This is a genomic window from Aeromonas sp. FDAARGOS 1407 (assembly GCF_019048725.1).
Taxonomy (GTDB): Bacteria; Pseudomonadota; Gammaproteobacteria; order Enterobacterales; family Aeromonadaceae; genus Aeromonas; species Aeromonas enteropelogenes.
The window spans coordinates 3,308,489-3,324,985 of record NZ_CP077399.1 but is presented as its reverse complement, the minus strand read 5'-3'; the positions used below and the strand labels follow the sequence as shown (position 1 = coordinate 3,324,985).

Sequence of the window (16,497 nt, the reverse complement as noted above, 5' to 3'; positions counted from 1 at the left end):
AATCATCCAGGGACGCATAAAAAGCGCTTTTTTCCAGGTCAAAGCCGTAGAGGCTAAAACCGTAAGGGAAGCTATTAACCAAGCGCCAAACATAAAGCTGTTTTAGCTCAGAGACGCTTTTGTAATACTTGTAGCCAATAGATTTGATATTCATGCCACCGCCCTGGTAATCGGAGTTACATTATCAAAGCGTGAAGTTGGCTCGATATACCAATCCGGCGTTTGGCGGCTGAAATCAACGTTAATAAAGCGCAGGAGTGGAATAACGTTGTTGGCTTTATCGCCGTGCAGGTTTTGCAACTGAGCTTTGCTGAGTCCAGCGGCCATAAGATAATTAAGATTATCGCGAAAAGTTTGAGGGGCTAAAGTATCTTTTACTGATTTATACCCCTCGTTTGTGAGGCGGCGATAAAAGCCAAAGAGGCGCATAGCCTTGGAATAGGAAATGTTGCCCTTCGGAGTGATTGTGAAATATTCCTGTTTCAATTTTTCCAGGATGACGGAATCGTCATAAACGTTCATTTCTTGTCCCTCGAAGGCCGCGAAAAGCGGATTAAACATTTCATTCCAAATATATTGAATTAAATTTTTACCATCAGATTCAAATTGCTTTTGAAAGTCAATAATTCCAGGTCGGATTGTTCCATCAAATTCGCTAGTACGTGAAAATAAATTAGTGGGTATACCGAGACGGTCTAATAAACGGCTCTTTGCCCTCCCCTCAAAGCGCACCAGGTTTTCAGCGAACTTAACCAGGCGATCATCCTTGAGAACGGAAAGAATATGGAGCTTATTCTTTTGCTTTTTGCAAACGGACTCCATCTCCTTAATTTGAGAGGAAAGTTCAGGCCCCTTGCAGTAAGCTTTTTTGTCAGCGTGACGAGAATTCACGTTGAAATAACAGGTTGTTTCATGCTCATTTTTAATGGCTGAACGCATATGGCCGTTGGATACGTTTTTAAGTGCGGCGATAACTTGCTTGGCATTATGAATCGAGCCAACATTAGCCGAATAAGTGCAGTCAATATCGCCAAGCCAGGCGCCAGACCAATCAACAAACGTATCCAGGTCAGGAACAGCAGAGCCAAGGATATACATCATTTCCATGGCGCAAAGCTCGATATCAGTAGGGCCGAAAACATTGTGACCCTGGAGGATTTTTGCCGGACTTGCCTTTATTTCGACATGAGCGGATGACATGCCGGCGCCCTGGTAAATTTTGAATGCCAATCCGGCCCAATGGGACGGGAGAGATTCATACGGATGGTTAAGGCCAGATACGTCAAAGGACTGGGTATCGATGTCAAACTCGATATCGCGGGCTGACATGCGAATGTCAGAGAATTTCGCAATGGCAGCCAAGTCCACGTAATCAACGCGATGCCCTCCCTTATCCACCTGCACTGATTGCTGAAGGTACTGCTCCCTGAAGGGAATGCAGATTCTCAAACGGTCTATCATCCCTGCCCCCGTCACATGTATACATGCAACTTTCTTATAATCTGAATGCAGGTATACATGCACACGCGGAACGTGTCAACATGTATGCATGTATAATGGGAGGTCAAATGAAAAGTGGAGTAAGCAGAGTGCCCGTGACCCTCAGATTGACTAAAGACGAGCAACGAGCGGCAGAGTTAAAATGCAGGGAAATCAATAAGTTGCTCGTTAATATGGAAAGGAGCCCAGTGCAAGAATCGGAGTTATTACACCTGGTTCTAAGTAGGTGTATTGATAGAATCAAAGTTAACAAGCGTGGCGAAATAGAGGTGGAGTGAGGAAGGGAAAAAACACGGAATCCGTGCAAAAGTCCACTATTAAAGATAGTGGACCCGCTCCGCGGGAGGTTTAGCTCCCCTGCCCGACCACAATGAAAAAAGCCGTCCTGCAGGGCGGCTTTTTGCTGGATGCGTACCAGGGGGAAGCGCAGTGCCCTAAAGCTGACGCGCTTCGCTTGTCTCCTGGCCAGTTCGTCACGGCGAACAGATGCCGTTCCTCATGGCCCAGGCGTTATCTGCCTCTCCCTTTGGCTTTCCTATTTTTTCTTTGAGGTGGTTTTTTTGGGCTCGGATTTGGCCTGGTCAATGACTGCGCCAAAGACGGTGGCCACAAGGCGGTCGAGGGTTTCCTGGTCAAGGCCCAGGTCGGAGGATGGGTTGGCCAGGAGCAGTTTCAAGGCGGGAATATCGCCGCGATTAAACGTCACAGTGACGGTTTCACTTTTCTTCCTGGCAAGGTATTCAGCCTGGCGAGCTGCGCCGGATTTAGCTTGACCAGTTGCAGGGCGACCACGTTTGCGAGGTGCTGCCGGAATGAGTTCCTGGGTCTTGGTGTCGTGAGCGTCTTTCATGGTGATTCCCTCCCTGGTTTCGATAATTAATTATCGTCACTGTGACGTTAAATGTCCAGTGAATTTGCGTCACAGTGACGAAAATAAATCAGGGTTTTTGCTGGGCCACTTCGCATAATGGCCATTATGTTACGGGCGCTGGCGCGTCCCCTGCCGCTGCGCATTGTGGCAGGGGCAAACCCTCAACATAACGCCATTCACATTATGCGCAGTGACGTCCCAGGGGCTCCTGGGCGGGTTCCTGGCGGGTTATGCCGATAACTAGCTTTATCGGCATCAGAGATAACAAAGCCCTCACTCGGAGGGCTTGGCGGTAATCTTCGCAAAGTATTGTCGGCTTTCCTGGTCTAAGTAGCTGGCCAGGAGAATGACAGGCACCAGAGGAAGCCGGACAGCAAGCCTCACCAGGTAACGTAAATCCAGGGGTGATTTGCCGTAGCGGCCTACCAGGTGCCAGGGAGTCAACAAGCTGTGTATACCATGCGGATAATCTGCCTGGATAACCTGGGCGGTATTATAGAGCGGATAGATATCCTGGCCCCTGAAGCGATGCACGTCGTCAATCATATCGGTCTCGACATTGCGCATCTTCATGCAGTGATACCACATGAATTTGGGCCACATCATCGGCTTATCAAAAACCTTACGGTACAGCGCAGAGATAACCGGAATGCGGATGGTCTTAACCTTGACGGCGCGACACTCATAATCGATTACGTTATCGCGCAGCTGCGCATCCAGGGAGTTAAGGCTTTGCGCCTGAAAGGCAACATCCCAGCCGTATTTACGGCGATGCACAAACCAGTCAATGAGCGCCTTGCGGTCTTTGTCTTGCCAGGAACGCGAATTGAACCAGGTAACAAGTTCATCCAGCATCAAAAGTCCGTTTTTTTCTTCATCCCAGGGTTCATCGTTGCCCATGCCCAGGGCGTATAAATCGGCAGCAGTTGGGCGGTCAGGAATGCGGATGATGCGAATATTTTTATTATTCGAATCACGGAAATGCTCTGGAAATATATCCATGTTGGTCGCAATGATGCGCCCCTCGGATAAATAACGACGAGCCATACCGACAGCACAAAGACCCTTGCCCTGCCCTGTTTTACCGGTTACGCAATATACAGGCATATGCCCTCCCCTTATGAATAACGTGTTGGACTGGGTTTAACATTGGCAAGATAACGCATATGCCAGCGATACAACGCAATAGCCACATATCCGGCAAACAACGCAGACATGCAGGCATTAAAATTGTTGGGAATTACCCAGGTAAACGGAACGGTTGCCCAGGAAGGAAGTAAGACATTTATAGACTGGGTGATGGTGCGAAGTGTCGCCCACATGCCGCTAAACAAGAAAACAAACAAGCTGGCGACCGCCAAGGTAAAAGAAACGTCCTTGGCAAAGTTTCCGGCCTGAAGCATCTGGGCACGGCCCAGAAGATTAGTAAAAAACGCAGCCAAACCTTGCATTTAATTTGCCTCCTTTAAGGCAGTGAAAATCAACGTCATGACAACCATGGCAGCCAAGAACCAACCTAGAAATTCCTTCATTTTTTCAATCTGCTCACAGCCAGCCTTGCCTGGAAATTCCTTGGTAATATTCTGGCCAGCAAATGAGAAGTTGAGAGTTAATGAGCGACAACTGCCAGTTTGAAATTGAGGTAATGGAACAAGCTCGGGCATACCTGGTAAAGCATCAGCAAGAATGGATTCATTCAATTGCTTAAAACCTTCATCGTATATTTTGGAGGCATCATCAGTAACGCCATCGGTGCCAATATCGCCAAGCTTATTAAGGGTTTCCTCTAATTGAGCTTGAGTTAAAGGGTCTTTAAGTTTGTCATTGGCACTAGATATTTGCCCCTCAACGGTTTCACCTTTTTTAATTTTCTCACCCAGAGCAGAAATACGCTGATATTCAGACTCAGTAACATAACAAGCGCCGCCAGGGTTAGAGGATTGAAGATTCCCCTTAAAGTAGCAATCAAGAGCAGGATAGTCAGCCTCAGAAACGCCTGGAATGTTTTTAAGGGGGTTGGGGAATAATTGAGGGACAGGGTATGGATATGCGCCAGGAACCATAAAAGCATCAGCGGCGGCAGTTGGATTCTTAATCATGTCGGAGACAAGAGAGTCATAGAGGGCAGCATCTGTAATAGGCTCAATCTCGGAAGTCATATCTTGAACCTTTAAATAAAAAGAGCGGGTATAAGAGCTGCCAGTAGCAGGGTCAATATATTTAAAAGAATAAAGCAGATTGGCGCCAGGAGCAGGTTTTCCGCTGACAAGAGTTAAATCATAGTATTCATATGGAGAGGCGAAATTAGCGCAAAAATCAGGGGTTCCGGTGGCAAAAGGAAAAGCGCCGCCTTGAAAGGAGCAAGGGCCAACAATTTTTATGGAAGGTTTAGACATCTGGCCAGTTAATTCGTCAATAACCCAACCAGCGGCGGCCATAGTTGCAAGCCATCCGATGTAATAAGGAGAGCGCTTAACAAGAGATTTCATATTGCCCCTAACATAACTCATAAAAGTAGGCTTTGGGACAGTAGTAGTGGTCTGAAAATAAGGAGCGCTAGCGGCGTAGCCCTTTCCCGTCACATTGACTTTAATTCCATTGGAGTCAGCGGAAACGAACCCATTCACTTTCCTGATTTCCGCATCAATCATTGCGTCGCTGAGTGTAAATGAATGCGCTTGCGCTGTAAGAAGGGTTAAAAAAAACAGGAGATACTTAAACATGACTATGGCCCCCTGGCCCCCGCCGACGCTGCGCGGCGGCAGGGGCACGACGGGAGCCATAGTTGGTTGGTGGTTAGACCTTGTTGCCGAAACGCTTGAACAGCGAGATCAGCTTCAGGGCCACGAAGGACGCGATAACGATGGGCCAGAACAGGGTCTGCATGTAGTCAACGCCGCCCTCCAGGTCGGTTGCGGCGGCAGCCAGGCCAGCGGGAGGTGTGAAGGCCGCAAACACAGAGGAGGATGCGAGCGCAACGGATGCAACCAGGAGGCCAGTGGAGGCTTTATCAGCCGCTTTGGCGCCATACTTCTTAGCCATGTTGAAATATTTCATAAGATAATATCCCTATACTTTTTCGCTGAGTTTTTTAAATAAGGTGACTAGATAAGCTAGGCACCAGCCAGAAGCAAACGAGCCAAAAAGATACCCAGCGAATAAGTAATCTCTAAAAAGCTCGTTTACTATTTCTTGAATCATTAGCGGAAGCTCCCGGCCAAAAAGCCCAGGAAAAAGGCAAACGCGCAGGAGAGATAAGTTACCAGCTGAATAACCGCTGCTAAATCAGCCTGAGTGATGCCCTGCTCCATATCATGCCACCCTGGTCAGTTTTTCATTGCCACAGACGGTGATTTTCGCCTCTTTGGTAATGAAATGGCGACGGTCGGGGTAGTCCTGGTAGCCAGAGAGTGGTACCTCGACCATTGCGCCAATGGCGGGAGTGATGGAGCCGATGAAAGCGGCATTCTTGTAAAGCTCTTCGGGAATGCGCAGCGCTTCAGTAATGGCCCGCTCCTCGCCAAAGGCGCCGCGATAATTGCGCTCCAGGCCCAGGAGGTGAGCAACGCCGGATTTAACCTCACCCGATTTTTTATCGACATAGGAGTAAGGTTTATCCATTACGCCCAGGAGGATACCACGACAAAAAATACCAGTTTCCATACTATTCACCTTATGTTTATTCGTCACAATGACATTAATTAAAATGGACAATCATCCAGGGACGCATAAAAAGCGCTTTTTTCCAGGTCAAAGCCGTAGAGGCTAAAACCGTAAGGGAAGCTATTAACCAAGCGCCAAACATAAAGCTGTTTTAGCTCAGAGACGCTTTTGTAATACTTGTAGCCAATAGATTTGATATTCATGCCACCGCCCTGGTAATCGGAGTTACATTATCAAAGCGTGAAGTTGGCTCGATATACCAATCCGGCGTTTGGCGGCTGAAATCAACGTTAATAAAGCGCAGGAGTGGAATAACGTTGTTGGCTTTATCGCCGTGCAGGTTTTGCAACTGAGCTTTGCTGAGTCCAGCGGCCATAAGATAATTAAGATTATCGCGAAAAGTTTGAGGGGCTAAAGTATCTTTTACTGATTTATACCCCTCGTTTGTGAGGCGGCGATAAAAGCCAAAGAGGCGCATAGCCTTGGAATAGGAAATGTTGCCCTTCGGAGTGATTGTGAAATATTCCTGTTTCAATTTTTCCAGGATGACGGAATCGTCATAAACGTTCATTTCTTGTCCCTCGAAGGCCGCGAAAAGCGGATTAAACATTTCATTCCAAATATATTGAATTAAATTTTTACCATCAGATTCAAATTGCTTTTGAAAGTCAATAATTCCAGGTCGGATTGTTCCATCAAATTCGCTAGTACGTGAAAATAAATTAGTGGGTATACCGAGACGGTCTAATAAACGGCTCTTTGCCCTCCCCTCAAAGCGCACCAGGTTTTCAGCGAACTTAACCAGGCGATCATCCTTGAGAACGGAAAGAATATGGAGCTTATTCTTTTGCTTTTTGCAAACGGACTCCATCTCCTTAATTTGAGAGGAAAGTTCAGGCCCCTTGCAGTAAGCTTTTTTGTCAGCGTGACGAGAATTCACGTTGAAATAACAGGTTGTTTCATGCTCATTTTTAATGGCTGAACGCATATGGCCGTTGGATACGTTTTTAAGTGCGGCGATAACTTGCTTGGCATTATGAATCGAGCCAACATTAGCCGAATAAGTGCAGTCAATATCGCCAAGCCAGGCGCCAGACCAATCAACAAACGTATCCAGGTCAGGAACAGCAGAGCCAAGGATATACATCATTTCCATGGCGCAAAGCTCGATATCAGTAGGGCCGAAAACATTGTGACCCTGGAGGATTTTTGCCGGACTTGCCTTTATTTCGACATGAGCGGATGACATGCCGGCGCCCTGGTAAATTTTGAATGCCAATCCGGCCCAATGGGACGGGAGAGATTCATACGGATGGTTAAGGCCAGATACGTCAAAGGACTGGGTATCGATGTCAAACTCGATATCGCGGGCTGACATGCGAATGTCAGAGAATTTCGCAATGGCAGCCAAGTCCACGTAATCAACGCGATGCCCTCCCTTATCCACCTGCACTGATTGCTGAAGGTACTGCTCCCTGAAGGGAATGCAGATTCTCAAACGGTCTATCATCCCTGCCCCCGTCACATGTATACATGCAACTTTCTTATAATCTGAATGCAGGTATACATGCACACGCGGAACGTGTCAACATGTATGCATGTATAATGGGAGGTCAAATGAAAAGTGGAGTAAGCAGAGTGCCCGTGACCCTCAGATTGACTAAAGACGAGCAACGAGCGGCAGAGTTAAAATGCAGGGAAATCAATAAGTTGCTCGTTAATATGGAAAGGAGCCCAGTGCAAGAATCGGAGTTATTACACCTGGTTCTAAGTAGGTGTATTGATAGAATCAAAGTTAACAAGCGTGGCGAAATAGAGGTGGAGTGAGGAAGGGAAAAAACACGGAATCCGTGCAAAAGTCCACTATTAAAGATAGTGGACCCGCTCCGCGGGAGGTTTAGCTCCCCTGCCCGACCACAATGAAAAAAGCCGTCCTGCAGGGCGGCTTTTTGCTGGATGCGTACCAGGGGGAAGCGCAGTGCCCTAAAGCTGACGCGCTTCGCTTGTCTCCTGGCCAGTTCGTCACGGCGAACAGATGCCGTTCCTCATGGCCCAGGCGTTATCTGCCTCTCCCTTTGGCTTTCCTATTTTTTCTTTGAGGTGGTTTTTTTGGGCTCGGATTTGGCCTGGTCAATGACTGCGCCAAAGACGGTGGCCACAAGGCGGTCGAGGGTTTCCTGGTCAAGGCCCAGGTCGGAGGATGGGTTGGCCAGGAGCAGTTTCAAGGCGGGAATATCGCCGCGATTAAACGTCACAGTGACGGTTTCACTTTTCTTCCTGGCAAGGTATTCAGCCTGGCGAGCTGCGCCGGATTTAGCTTGACCAGTTGCAGGGCGACCACGTTTGCGAGGTGCTGCCGGAATGAGTTCCTGGGTCTTGGTGTCGTGAGCGTCTTTCATGGTGATTCCCTCCCTGGTTTCGATAATTAATTATCGTCACTGTGACGTTAAATGTCCAGTGAATTTGCGTCACAGTGACGAAAATAAATCAGGGTTTTTGCTGGGCCACTTCGCATAATGGCCATTATGTTACGGGCGCTGGCGCGTCCCCTGCCGCTGCGCATTGTGGCAGGGGCAAACCCTCAACATAACGCCATTCACATTATGCGCAATGACGGATGCATCAGGCGTGGTCGTGGTTATCAGCATCTTTACGTTGGGAAGACAACATCGATAAAGCTTCATCCAAGCTATAAGTCCGGCCTTGTTCGATGTCGGTCATGGCCAGCTCAAGCAACTGACGCAGCGGCTCACAAGCATTTGCTTCAGGGGTCATGGTTTCTCCGTTAGGTCGGTCAAGTCTGTTCTAGAGTCAAGTCTTGAAGATGCTTGAGGCGCATGCGCAAAACGTCCATGAACTTGGGGTTCACCAACATGCTTACGAAAGCTCATGTTGGTGCTCAAGAGTGAATCTACCACTGCCATAGACCTTCATGTTTATATAAGTTGCAGCAAGCATTGTTACGTCATTGATTAGGTCATCTGGATCACCATCTTGGTCGATGAGTCGAGATACTGAATAGTCAACGATCGGAACTAAATAACTGAAGTCATCATCTTGCGCAGGCGCAGGTAATGTTTCAAAAAAACTGAGCAGTGGTTCTTGGACATGAACCCAATCATACAGTGGCGTGTTAGCCCGTCCGTTGCGCTCAATTTCTTGCTGTTTTTTGACTCGTGCCGCCTTGGCTTTGTTTCTCGCTCGCAGCTGCCTTTTTGGGGATTTGGTTGCCATATCCTTGAGCTCCTTCCTGATGAGCTTCATATGGTGAACGTGAGAAAAGTAGATCGCAAGTAGGTGGAGATGCCGATAACCCCATTTATCGGCATCATCGTAAGAGATAACAAGGCGGTGTTCAGCCGGTTCTGCGGCACAACTCCTTCATCAGTCCAGCACATGACGATGAGCCGTCACGAATGCCGGTCTAGGCCAGCTTAATTGGCAATGTAGAGGTCGGCCAACTTGGCCAACTGATCCGCCAAAGCCCCCTCGCCCACAACATCTGCTCGCTCAACCAGGAAGTCAGGCAGTGCCTTTCCTATCAGACATACCCCCTCCCCTTGGTCGATATTCTGAAACCACAAATGTCCCATTTTGAGACAAGAGTCCACTATTAAAACTGCTATCCGATGTGGAAAATATGTCAGAAAAATAGCCATATCAAAGCAATCTTGATGTGGTCCTCAAGTGGATATATTCGCACCACTCCTGTATCTTGACTGACAGATGTACTGTGTTTTTTTACAGTGCATTTTCTAGGTAACAGGAGGCTTAGGCGTGAGTAGAAATAGTGATAGTGACCTGGTGATCGTTATAGCGATTGCTGTTGTAATTGGCGTTTGCAGTGGGATTGTCTCTGTTTTTGGCGTAACTTGGAAAGTTGCATTCGAGGTATTCATAAACCTACTGGTCTGGGGGCTGGTGATTGGGTTTATAACATACAGCGGTTTTCTTGGTGGGACTTGGCCAATATTTTGTGGGTGGTTGATTTTGGCCTTTGCTCCTGTGCTCAATCATTGGGCGGGAGGGCGTTTCGGTGATCCGCTCTACATCGAACCATCATGGTATGGTAAAGCACTCTGGCAATGGGTAATGGCAATGTCTCTAGTCGGTGCAGGGTATGGCTTCAGGTGGTGGCAAAGGAGTCGCTACTATTACTGACAAAGGGCCATATGGCCCTTTTTGCTGCCAGCACGATAGTCACTGCGCATAAATGCGGATTATGTTACGGGCGCTCCGGCGTTGGGACGATGCCGCTATTAGCTTCCTGGCTATTTGGAAATAGAAGATCCCCCGACCGGCAGATCCACCCAAGCCTCCTCGCTCACCATGATTTCGCGCTCAGTTGGATAATCGAATAGCCTGTTCCTAGTGTGAGGTGTTATGGCAATAACAATAGATCCCCCTCCCCCTGATCCGGCATCGTGAAGCCACGATATTTGGCAAGACGGGAAGTGGGCGATAAGAAGGGAAGATGTTGACGTCTGCGGGAAACAAATCACATGGCCGTCCCTGGCCAAGGCACCATGCAAGGGATCCCTCCCCTGCCCCTGTAAATCAACCTAACGTCATAAAAGAAGCTGAGAGTTGAGTGTGGTGAATATATTGTTTCCTGTTTTGTTATCTCTCACTGTTTAGCCCAGTCGGTCCAATGGCTTTTTCTGGGCACTCTCATGTCGCTCGCTATTACTGGTATGCAGATATTTCGAGGTGGTATCTATGCTGTCGTGGCCGGCATCGGCCTGGACATGGGAAAGCGGCCGGCCGTTGAGATTGATATCGTGAGTGATGCCGGTGTGGCGGATGGCATGGGGCGACAGTTGACGCATCTCGGCCGCATCCTGAGCAAAGCCATCCTGCTCGGCAAGATCGGCTCCCTTGGTGATCACCATCATGATGAGATCCCGCAATTGACGGATCCCGAGATTGGCGTTGAGTTGCCCCTGTTCGCGGCCATGACCTGCCGCCTTGTGCCTGATAAAGAGCGGTGTCTGTTCTTCCGGCGTCGGCAACGGCGTCAAGCCCAGAAAACGGCGGTAGCGGCCAAGAGCCTCCAGCAGCGCCTGCGACACGGCCACGGTTCGCCGTTTGCCACCCTTGCTCTGGGGAATGTAATAACCCCAGACGCCGGTTTTGCGATCCCGGCGAAATTGCCCCATCACGGGGGTAAAGCCCGGTCTGGCGGCCACTTCCGAGATCCGCAGATAACAGGCGTACATCAGTATGGTAAGAAACCGGCTGCGTTCGTGCTGCTCGGGATTGTCATTGGCCAGCCACTCGGCGGCCTGCATCACATAGGACCATTGCAGCTCGCTGAAGGATTGCACCTGATCATCCGGTTCCCTCTCCACCGGGCGTTTAGCCCGCAGCAACAACAGTACCGGGTTTTTGTCCATGTACTCTTCCTGGATAAGGTACTGGAAAAAGGCCGACAGGATGGCGAGCTTGGTCTTCATCGCCTGCTCGCTCAACCGATATGGCAGGGGCCGCCCGAGATCCTTTTTGCCGAGAAAAGGGCGCCAATGGGGATTGGGCAGGCGCTCCCCCCACTCTTTGTCGAGCACGAATTGCGCCACATTGCGATAGGCAATCAGCTCCTGTGGTGGGGACTGGCAGTAGTCCAGATAGCGCATCATGATGCGGCGAGTCAGATCTTTGAGGCTGATGGCGGCCTCGCGAAAGCACCAGTGGAAAAAGGTGGTCAGCTCGCTGCGGTAGGTCTTGTAGTTGTTTTCGTTATGGCGCTGCTCCAGCAGCCAGTCGACCGCCAGTTCGTAGACCAGCCCGGCGTCGGGGACATCGTTCAGACTGAGGTTGGCTAGATAGAGATTGACCTGGGTATTGCCGGCTTCCAGGTAGGCCAGACCGTCAAAGAGCGGCATGGCGGGGGGCAAAGAACAAGTTGGATGAGTCATGGTGTAGCTTGTAATGGTGATGCTATGGCTTGGCAAGAGTGCGTTGATTCAAAGGCAAGTTCAGGGTGTGGATACAACAAGGCCCGTACGGTTGCCAGCTTATCCGGCTCCCTGACCTGCGGGGCGCGACTATCGATAAGTCGATGCTGTTAGACCCGGCATCAAGCCGATACGGTGCTGGCGACCGCACTCTGAATACGGATCTGGTTTATGCAATGCATATGCAGTGTTGTTAAAAAATTATCGGGGTAAATATCGGTCAAAATGACTAAGAATTCTGATTAAGTGAATGCGGTAGATATTTACCCCAAGCGCGGCGTATCAGAGGACCTCAGGCCACCTGCTTGAGCGGCTTCTCTTTGCGTTTGGCCGGCGCCTGTTCCTCTTCCTTGCCGCCTGTCGTCTGCAGCTTGCCGCCACGCAGCAGGGTTTGCAGTCGATCACGCTGTTCGGCCAGGTAGAATGCCAGGCTCTCTTGCTGCTGCGGGGCCAGCTCGATGGGGGCCTCTTCCAGCAGCAGCATGAGCTCGTCCGCCGTATCCAGCAGTTTGTCATAGGCATCTGCCTCTTTCTTGCTGGCAAAGGTCATCTTCTCCACTCCCCCACGAACCACGACATATTTGATTTCGACAGCCATGATGGCCTCCTCTTGGTGTTGGTCAGTAGAGTATATGTATGGATATACAGTATTGCAAACAGGGGAAGGGAAAAGTGCGATGGAGGAAGCAGCTATTGACGTCGTTAGATAGTAAAGTGTCATTTGGCTTCTAGGTCTGACTGGTCGGAGCATGGATTGATGACGATCGTACAACACCTGTTTATCCTGCTGATGGTGGAGGTGCTGCTGCTCGGAGGCATTGGCCGCCTGGTGATGGATCTCCCCTGGCTGTTGACCCTGTTGTGGGTGGCGCTGACCCTGCTGATGTTGCGCTGCCTGGTGGTGCTGGGCAGCTGGCTGTTCACCCGCTTTTACCCCTCCCCGGCTATCAGCCTCTGGGCCAGGGTCCAGATGATGGCTGGCGAGATGCTTGCCTACCTCTACACCTTCACCTGGCTGCTCCCCTTCGAGCCACTGCTGATGGCTCCCGATCGGCTGCCGCCCTGCCGGCGTCCCGTATTGCTGGTGCATGGTTATGGTTGCAGCCGCGGGATCTGGCGTACTCAACGGGCCAGGCTGGAGGCCGCTGGTCACGTGGTGGCGACCATCACCCTCTCTCCGCCCTTTGGGCATATCGACGAGATGGTGCCCCTGCTTGCCCGGCGGATCGACCATGTGCTGGCCCAAACCGGTGCCAGCCAGCTGGTGCTGATCGGCCACAGCATGGGGGGGTTGGTGTGTCGCGACTATCTGGCGGTCGCCGGCGGTGACAAGGTGGCCGCGCTGATCACCCTGGCGACCCCTCATCAGGGCAGCCAGCTGGCGATGCTGGGGGTGGGTGCCAACGCCCGCGAGATGGAGCCGGGCTCCGGCTGGTTGCAACGCTTTGCCAGTGTGCCCCTGTGCGTACCCGGGGTGTCGGTGCGTACCAGCCACGACAACGTGGTGATGCCCCAGGAGCGTCAGCGGCTGGACGGGATGGAAGATATCGAACTGCCCGCTCTCGGCCACCTCTCGCTGCTCTACTCCCGTCGTACCACGGATCTGCTGCTCGGTCTCTTGAAACGCTTCTGAAAAAAACAGGCCTGATCGCTCAGGCCCGTTGTGCTTATGACTTCTTTCGTGTTGCTAGAAATGGATCCCCTTGATCAGGGTCGAGACCGCGACCTGATCGGCGGTTGCCTTGGATTGATCGCCATCTTTGGGGTCGGCAAAGGTGCGAAAACTCGTGTTCATGATCACCTGGGCGACTCGCGGGGCCAGGGCATGGACCACCTGACCGAAGACCCCTAGTCGGGTTGCCAGACGTACGTGCTTGTTGATGATGGTGTCGCACACCAGATCGGCCGCCTCTTCCGGCGTCATCATGGGCACCTGGTCATACACCTTGGTCGGCGCCACCATGGGGGTCTTCACCAGCGGCATATTGATGATGGAGAAGTTCACCCCCTTGTCGGCAAACTCGGAGGCTGCGGTGCGCACCCAGGCGTCGAGGGCCGATTTGGAGGCAACATAGGCCGAGAAGCGCGGCGCATTGGTCAGCACCCCGATGGAGGAGATGTTGATGATGTGCCCCTTCTTCTTCTCGATCATCCCAGGCAGTACTCCCATGATCACCTTGAGCGCCCCGAAGTAATTGAGCTGCATGGTGTGTTCCAGATCGTGGAAGCGATCGAAGGAGTCCTCAATGGAGCGGCGGATGGAGCGACCAGCATTGTTGATGAGAATATCGACCCCGCCATGATCCGCCACGATTTGTTGGGTGATGGCCTCCCCCTGCGCCAGATCAGCCAAGTCGCCCTGATAGACCTGCAGTGACAGGCCGAGCTCGGCAAATTCGGCCCGGGTCTCGGCAATCTTCTGCTCATCGCGGGCGATGGTCACGACGATGGCCCCCGCCCCTGCCAGTTTGCGGGCCGTGGCCCGACCAATGCCGGAAGTGGCGCCAGTGACCAGCACCACCTTGCCCTCGACCCGGCCGCGCAGGGTGCGGTCGATGAAGAGCTCGGGATCGAGGTGGCGTTCCCAGTAGTCCCACAGACGCCAGGCGTAGCTGTGCAGCGGTGGTACCTCGATACCGGTTCCTTTCAGTACGCGCTGGGTCTCCCGGCTGTCGAAGCGGGTCGGATAGTTGATGAGGCGGAACACATCCTTGGGCAGCCCCAGATCGGCGATGGCGGCATCGCGGATGCGGCGCACCGGCGTCATTGTCATCAGCATCGCCATCAGGTGGCGCGGGATAAAGCTGAACAGGGAGGCATTGATGCGGATGGCGGGCTCCGGGGCGTGGGCAGCGCGGGAGAAGGTGCTGAGCATATCGCCGACCCGCATCGGGTTGGGATCCGTCAGGTGGAAGGTCTTGTTCTCCTCCCCCGCCTGATGAGAGATGTGGGCCATGGCATCGACCACGAAGTTGACCGGCACCACGTTGATGCGTCCCCCTTCCACCCCGATGGCGGGCATCCAGGGAGGGAGCAGGCGACGCAGCTTCTGGATGGTCTTGAAGAAGTAATAGGGGCCGTCAATCTTGTCCATCTCGCCGGTGTTGGCATCCCCTACCACGATCCCGGGCCGGTAGATGCGCCAGGGCACCATGCACTCCTTGCGCACGATCCCCTCGGCCTCGTGCTTGGTCTGGAAATAGGGCAGATCGAGCTGCTCGGCCTCCTCGAACATGTCTTCCCGAAACAGGCCGTCGAACAGGCCGGCCGCCGCGATGGAGCTGCAGTGATGAAACTGGCGGGCACCCAGCTGGGCCGCCAGCTGTACAGCCTGACGGGTGCCGTCGACGTTGACCTGTTGCTGGACGCCCGCCTTGGCGTTGAGATCATAGATGGCAGCCAGGTGAAAGAAGTGATCGATCCGATCGTGAATCTCCCCTTGCATCGCCTCCGTCACTCCCAGCAGCGGCAGCGTCATATCCCCGAATACTGGAGTAGCTCGTCCTTCATCCACCTGCCAGTAGTCGTAAAGCTCGGGTAATTTATCCTGATTGGCGGCGCGCAGCAGAAAATAAACGTGATTGTCAGGGGATTGTGCCAGCAATTTCTTAATCAACCTGCGCCCGATAAAACCACTTCCGCCTGTGATGAAATAGTTCATGTTATGGTTCCGCTACTGATTTTACTGTTAGTTGATGTTAGGTATATCACGATTCATATGGGAATCTTCAATACAATTACCGGTTCGTGAGCCATCCCTAAATTCAGTTAATCGACTATTTCGTTATTAGGTAGAACCCTCTATTTTTTGTCCATAGACTGAAGATGAAAAATCAGTAATGCCTCAACCGGATTGCCGTTGTCGTTGTCGCCATTACATGTATCTGCCGTTATTCAAGGAGCAATATCATGGCTAAAAAACTTAAAGCGCTGGCCGGTTCGGTCACCGACAACCAACTCGCCTCCACCATCAAGGAGTCGACCCAGCAGATCTGGTTGGCAGGGCTCGGTGCCTATTCCAAAGCCCAGGAAGAGGGTGGCAAGATCTTTGACGCCCTGGTGCAGGAAGGGGAAGCTCTGCAGGCCAAGACCCGCCAGAGCGCCGATGAGAAGATCGCCGCCGTGGCCGACAAGACTGCCGGTACCTGGGGTCGTCTGGAGCAAGTGTTCGAGGAGCGCGTCGCCCGTGCGGTGGCCAGCCTCGGGATCCCGACCCGCAAGGACATCGACAAGCTCTCCAAGCGCATGGCCGAGCTGACCGAGGTGGTACAACAGCTGCTGGATGCCCAGGAGGGCGAGGCCCCTGCCGCCGAAGCCAAACCTGCCCCGGCCAAAAAGCCGGCTCCCCGCAAGGCTCCGGTAAAGAAAGCGCCGGTCGCCAAGGCCAAGGAGGCGGTCGCTGAAGAGGCTGCGGATCTGCTCTCCGCCGCCGAAGAGGCGGTAAAAGAGGTTAAGGCCAAGGCGGAAAGCGTCCTCCCCTGATCCCCTGACGGTGCACTGCTAATCGAT

17 protein-coding genes are annotated in these 16,497 nt (G+C 51.9%); 3 read left to right on the top strand and 14 right to left on the bottom strand.

The window, feature by feature from the left end; translation table 11 throughout:
* Positions 1-150 precede the first annotated feature (150 nt).
* The 11 genes from I6L37_RS15745 to I6L37_RS15695 all read right to left on the bottom strand — a co-directional run bounded on the left by I6L37_RS15745 (position 151) and on the right by I6L37_RS15695 (position 9,268).
* A complete protein-coding gene (locus I6L37_RS15745; protein ID WP_216992334.1) occupies positions 151-1,461 on the bottom strand; it encodes a phage/plasmid replication protein, II/X family in 1,311 nt (436 codons plus the stop codon).
* 574 nt (positions 1,462-2,035) lie between these two features.
* Positions 2,036-2,350, bottom strand: a complete 315-nt coding sequence (locus I6L37_RS15740) for a hypothetical protein (protein ID WP_216992333.1) — start codon at positions 2,348-2,350, stop codon at positions 2,036-2,038.
* 294 nt (positions 2,351-2,644) lie between these two features.
* On the bottom strand, positions 2,645-3,478 hold the full coding sequence (locus I6L37_RS15735) for a zonular occludens toxin domain-containing protein (protein WP_216992339.1): 834 nt from the start codon (positions 3,476-3,478) through the stop codon (positions 2,645-2,647).
* Positions 3,479-3,489: 11 nt separating this feature from the next.
* A complete protein-coding gene (locus I6L37_RS15730; protein WP_216992338.1) occupies positions 3,490-3,822 on the bottom strand; it encodes a DUF5455 family protein in 333 nt (110 codons plus the stop codon).
* Entirely contained in the window at positions 3,823-5,094 is a 1,272-nt protein-coding gene (locus I6L37_RS15725; RefSeq protein WP_216992337.1) for a hypothetical protein, read from the bottom strand.
* 73 nt (positions 5,095-5,167) lie between these two features.
* Positions 5,168-5,428: a major coat protein gene (locus I6L37_RS15720; protein ID WP_216992336.1), complete on the bottom strand. Its 261-nt coding sequence runs from the start codon at positions 5,426-5,428 to the stop codon at positions 5,168-5,170.
* Positions 5,429-5,683: 255 nt separating this feature from the next.
* Positions 5,684-6,034 (bottom strand): hypothetical protein, encoded by a 351-nt coding sequence (locus tag I6L37_RS15715; protein WP_216992335.1) that lies wholly within the window; start codon positions 6,032-6,034, stop codon positions 5,684-5,686.
* 199 nt (positions 6,035-6,233) lie between these two features.
* Positions 6,234-7,544, bottom strand: a complete 1,311-nt coding sequence (locus I6L37_RS15710) for a phage/plasmid replication protein, II/X family (protein ID WP_216992334.1) — start codon at positions 7,542-7,544, stop codon at positions 6,234-6,236.
* Positions 7,545-8,118: 574 nt separating this feature from the next.
* Positions 8,119-8,433: a hypothetical protein gene (locus I6L37_RS15705; protein ID WP_216992333.1), complete on the bottom strand. Its 315-nt coding sequence runs from the start codon at positions 8,431-8,433 to the stop codon at positions 8,119-8,121.
* Between the two features lie 223 nt (positions 8,434-8,656).
* Complete coding sequence (locus I6L37_RS15700) at positions 8,657-8,809, bottom strand: hypothetical protein (RefSeq protein ID WP_216992332.1); 153 nt, start codon at positions 8,807-8,809, stop codon at positions 8,657-8,659.
* A 102-nt stretch (positions 8,810-8,911) separates the two neighbouring features.
* Positions 8,912-9,268, bottom strand: a complete 357-nt coding sequence (locus tag I6L37_RS15695) for a hypothetical protein (protein ID WP_216992331.1) — start codon at positions 9,266-9,268, stop codon at positions 8,912-8,914.
* A gap of 543 nt (positions 9,269-9,811) precedes the next feature.
* On the opposite strand from I6L37_RS15695, the gene I6L37_RS15690 reads away from it, so the two are divergent.
* A complete protein-coding gene (locus I6L37_RS15690) occupies positions 9,812-10,195 on the top strand; it encodes a hypothetical protein (RefSeq protein WP_216992330.1) in 384 nt (127 codons plus the stop codon).
* Between the two features lie 473 nt (positions 10,196-10,668).
* Here I6L37_RS15690 and I6L37_RS15685 read toward each other — a convergent pair whose 3' ends face one another.
* Both I6L37_RS15685 and I6L37_RS15680 read right to left on the bottom strand, forming a co-directional pair.
* Complete coding sequence (locus I6L37_RS15685) at positions 10,669-11,916, bottom strand: tyrosine-type recombinase/integrase (protein ID WP_216994186.1); 1,248 nt, start codon at positions 11,914-11,916, stop codon at positions 10,669-10,671.
* Positions 11,917-12,280: 364 nt separating this feature from the next.
* Positions 12,281-12,586: a YebG family protein gene (locus tag I6L37_RS15680; RefSeq protein ID WP_201939524.1), complete on the bottom strand. Its 306-nt coding sequence runs from the start codon at positions 12,584-12,586 to the stop codon at positions 12,281-12,283.
* Between the two features lie 159 nt (positions 12,587-12,745).
* On the opposite strand from I6L37_RS15680, the gene I6L37_RS15675 reads away from it, so the two are divergent.
* Positions 12,746-13,621, top strand: a complete 876-nt coding sequence (locus I6L37_RS15675) for a triacylglycerol lipase (protein ID WP_201939523.1) — start codon at positions 12,746-12,748, stop codon at positions 13,619-13,621.
* A 54-nt stretch (positions 13,622-13,675) separates the two neighbouring features.
* On the opposite strand, the gene I6L37_RS15670 is transcribed toward I6L37_RS15675, so the two are convergent.
* Positions 13,676-15,649: an SDR family oxidoreductase gene (locus I6L37_RS15670; protein WP_216992329.1), complete on the bottom strand. Its 1,974-nt coding sequence runs from the start codon at positions 15,647-15,649 to the stop codon at positions 13,676-13,678.
* A gap of 248 nt (positions 15,650-15,897) precedes the next feature.
* Between I6L37_RS15670 and I6L37_RS15665 the strand changes: the two genes are divergently transcribed.
* Complete coding sequence (locus tag I6L37_RS15665) at positions 15,898-16,470, top strand: phasin family protein (RefSeq protein ID WP_026457568.1); 573 nt, start codon at positions 15,898-15,900, stop codon at positions 16,468-16,470.
* Positions 16,471-16,497: the final 27 nt, after the last annotated feature.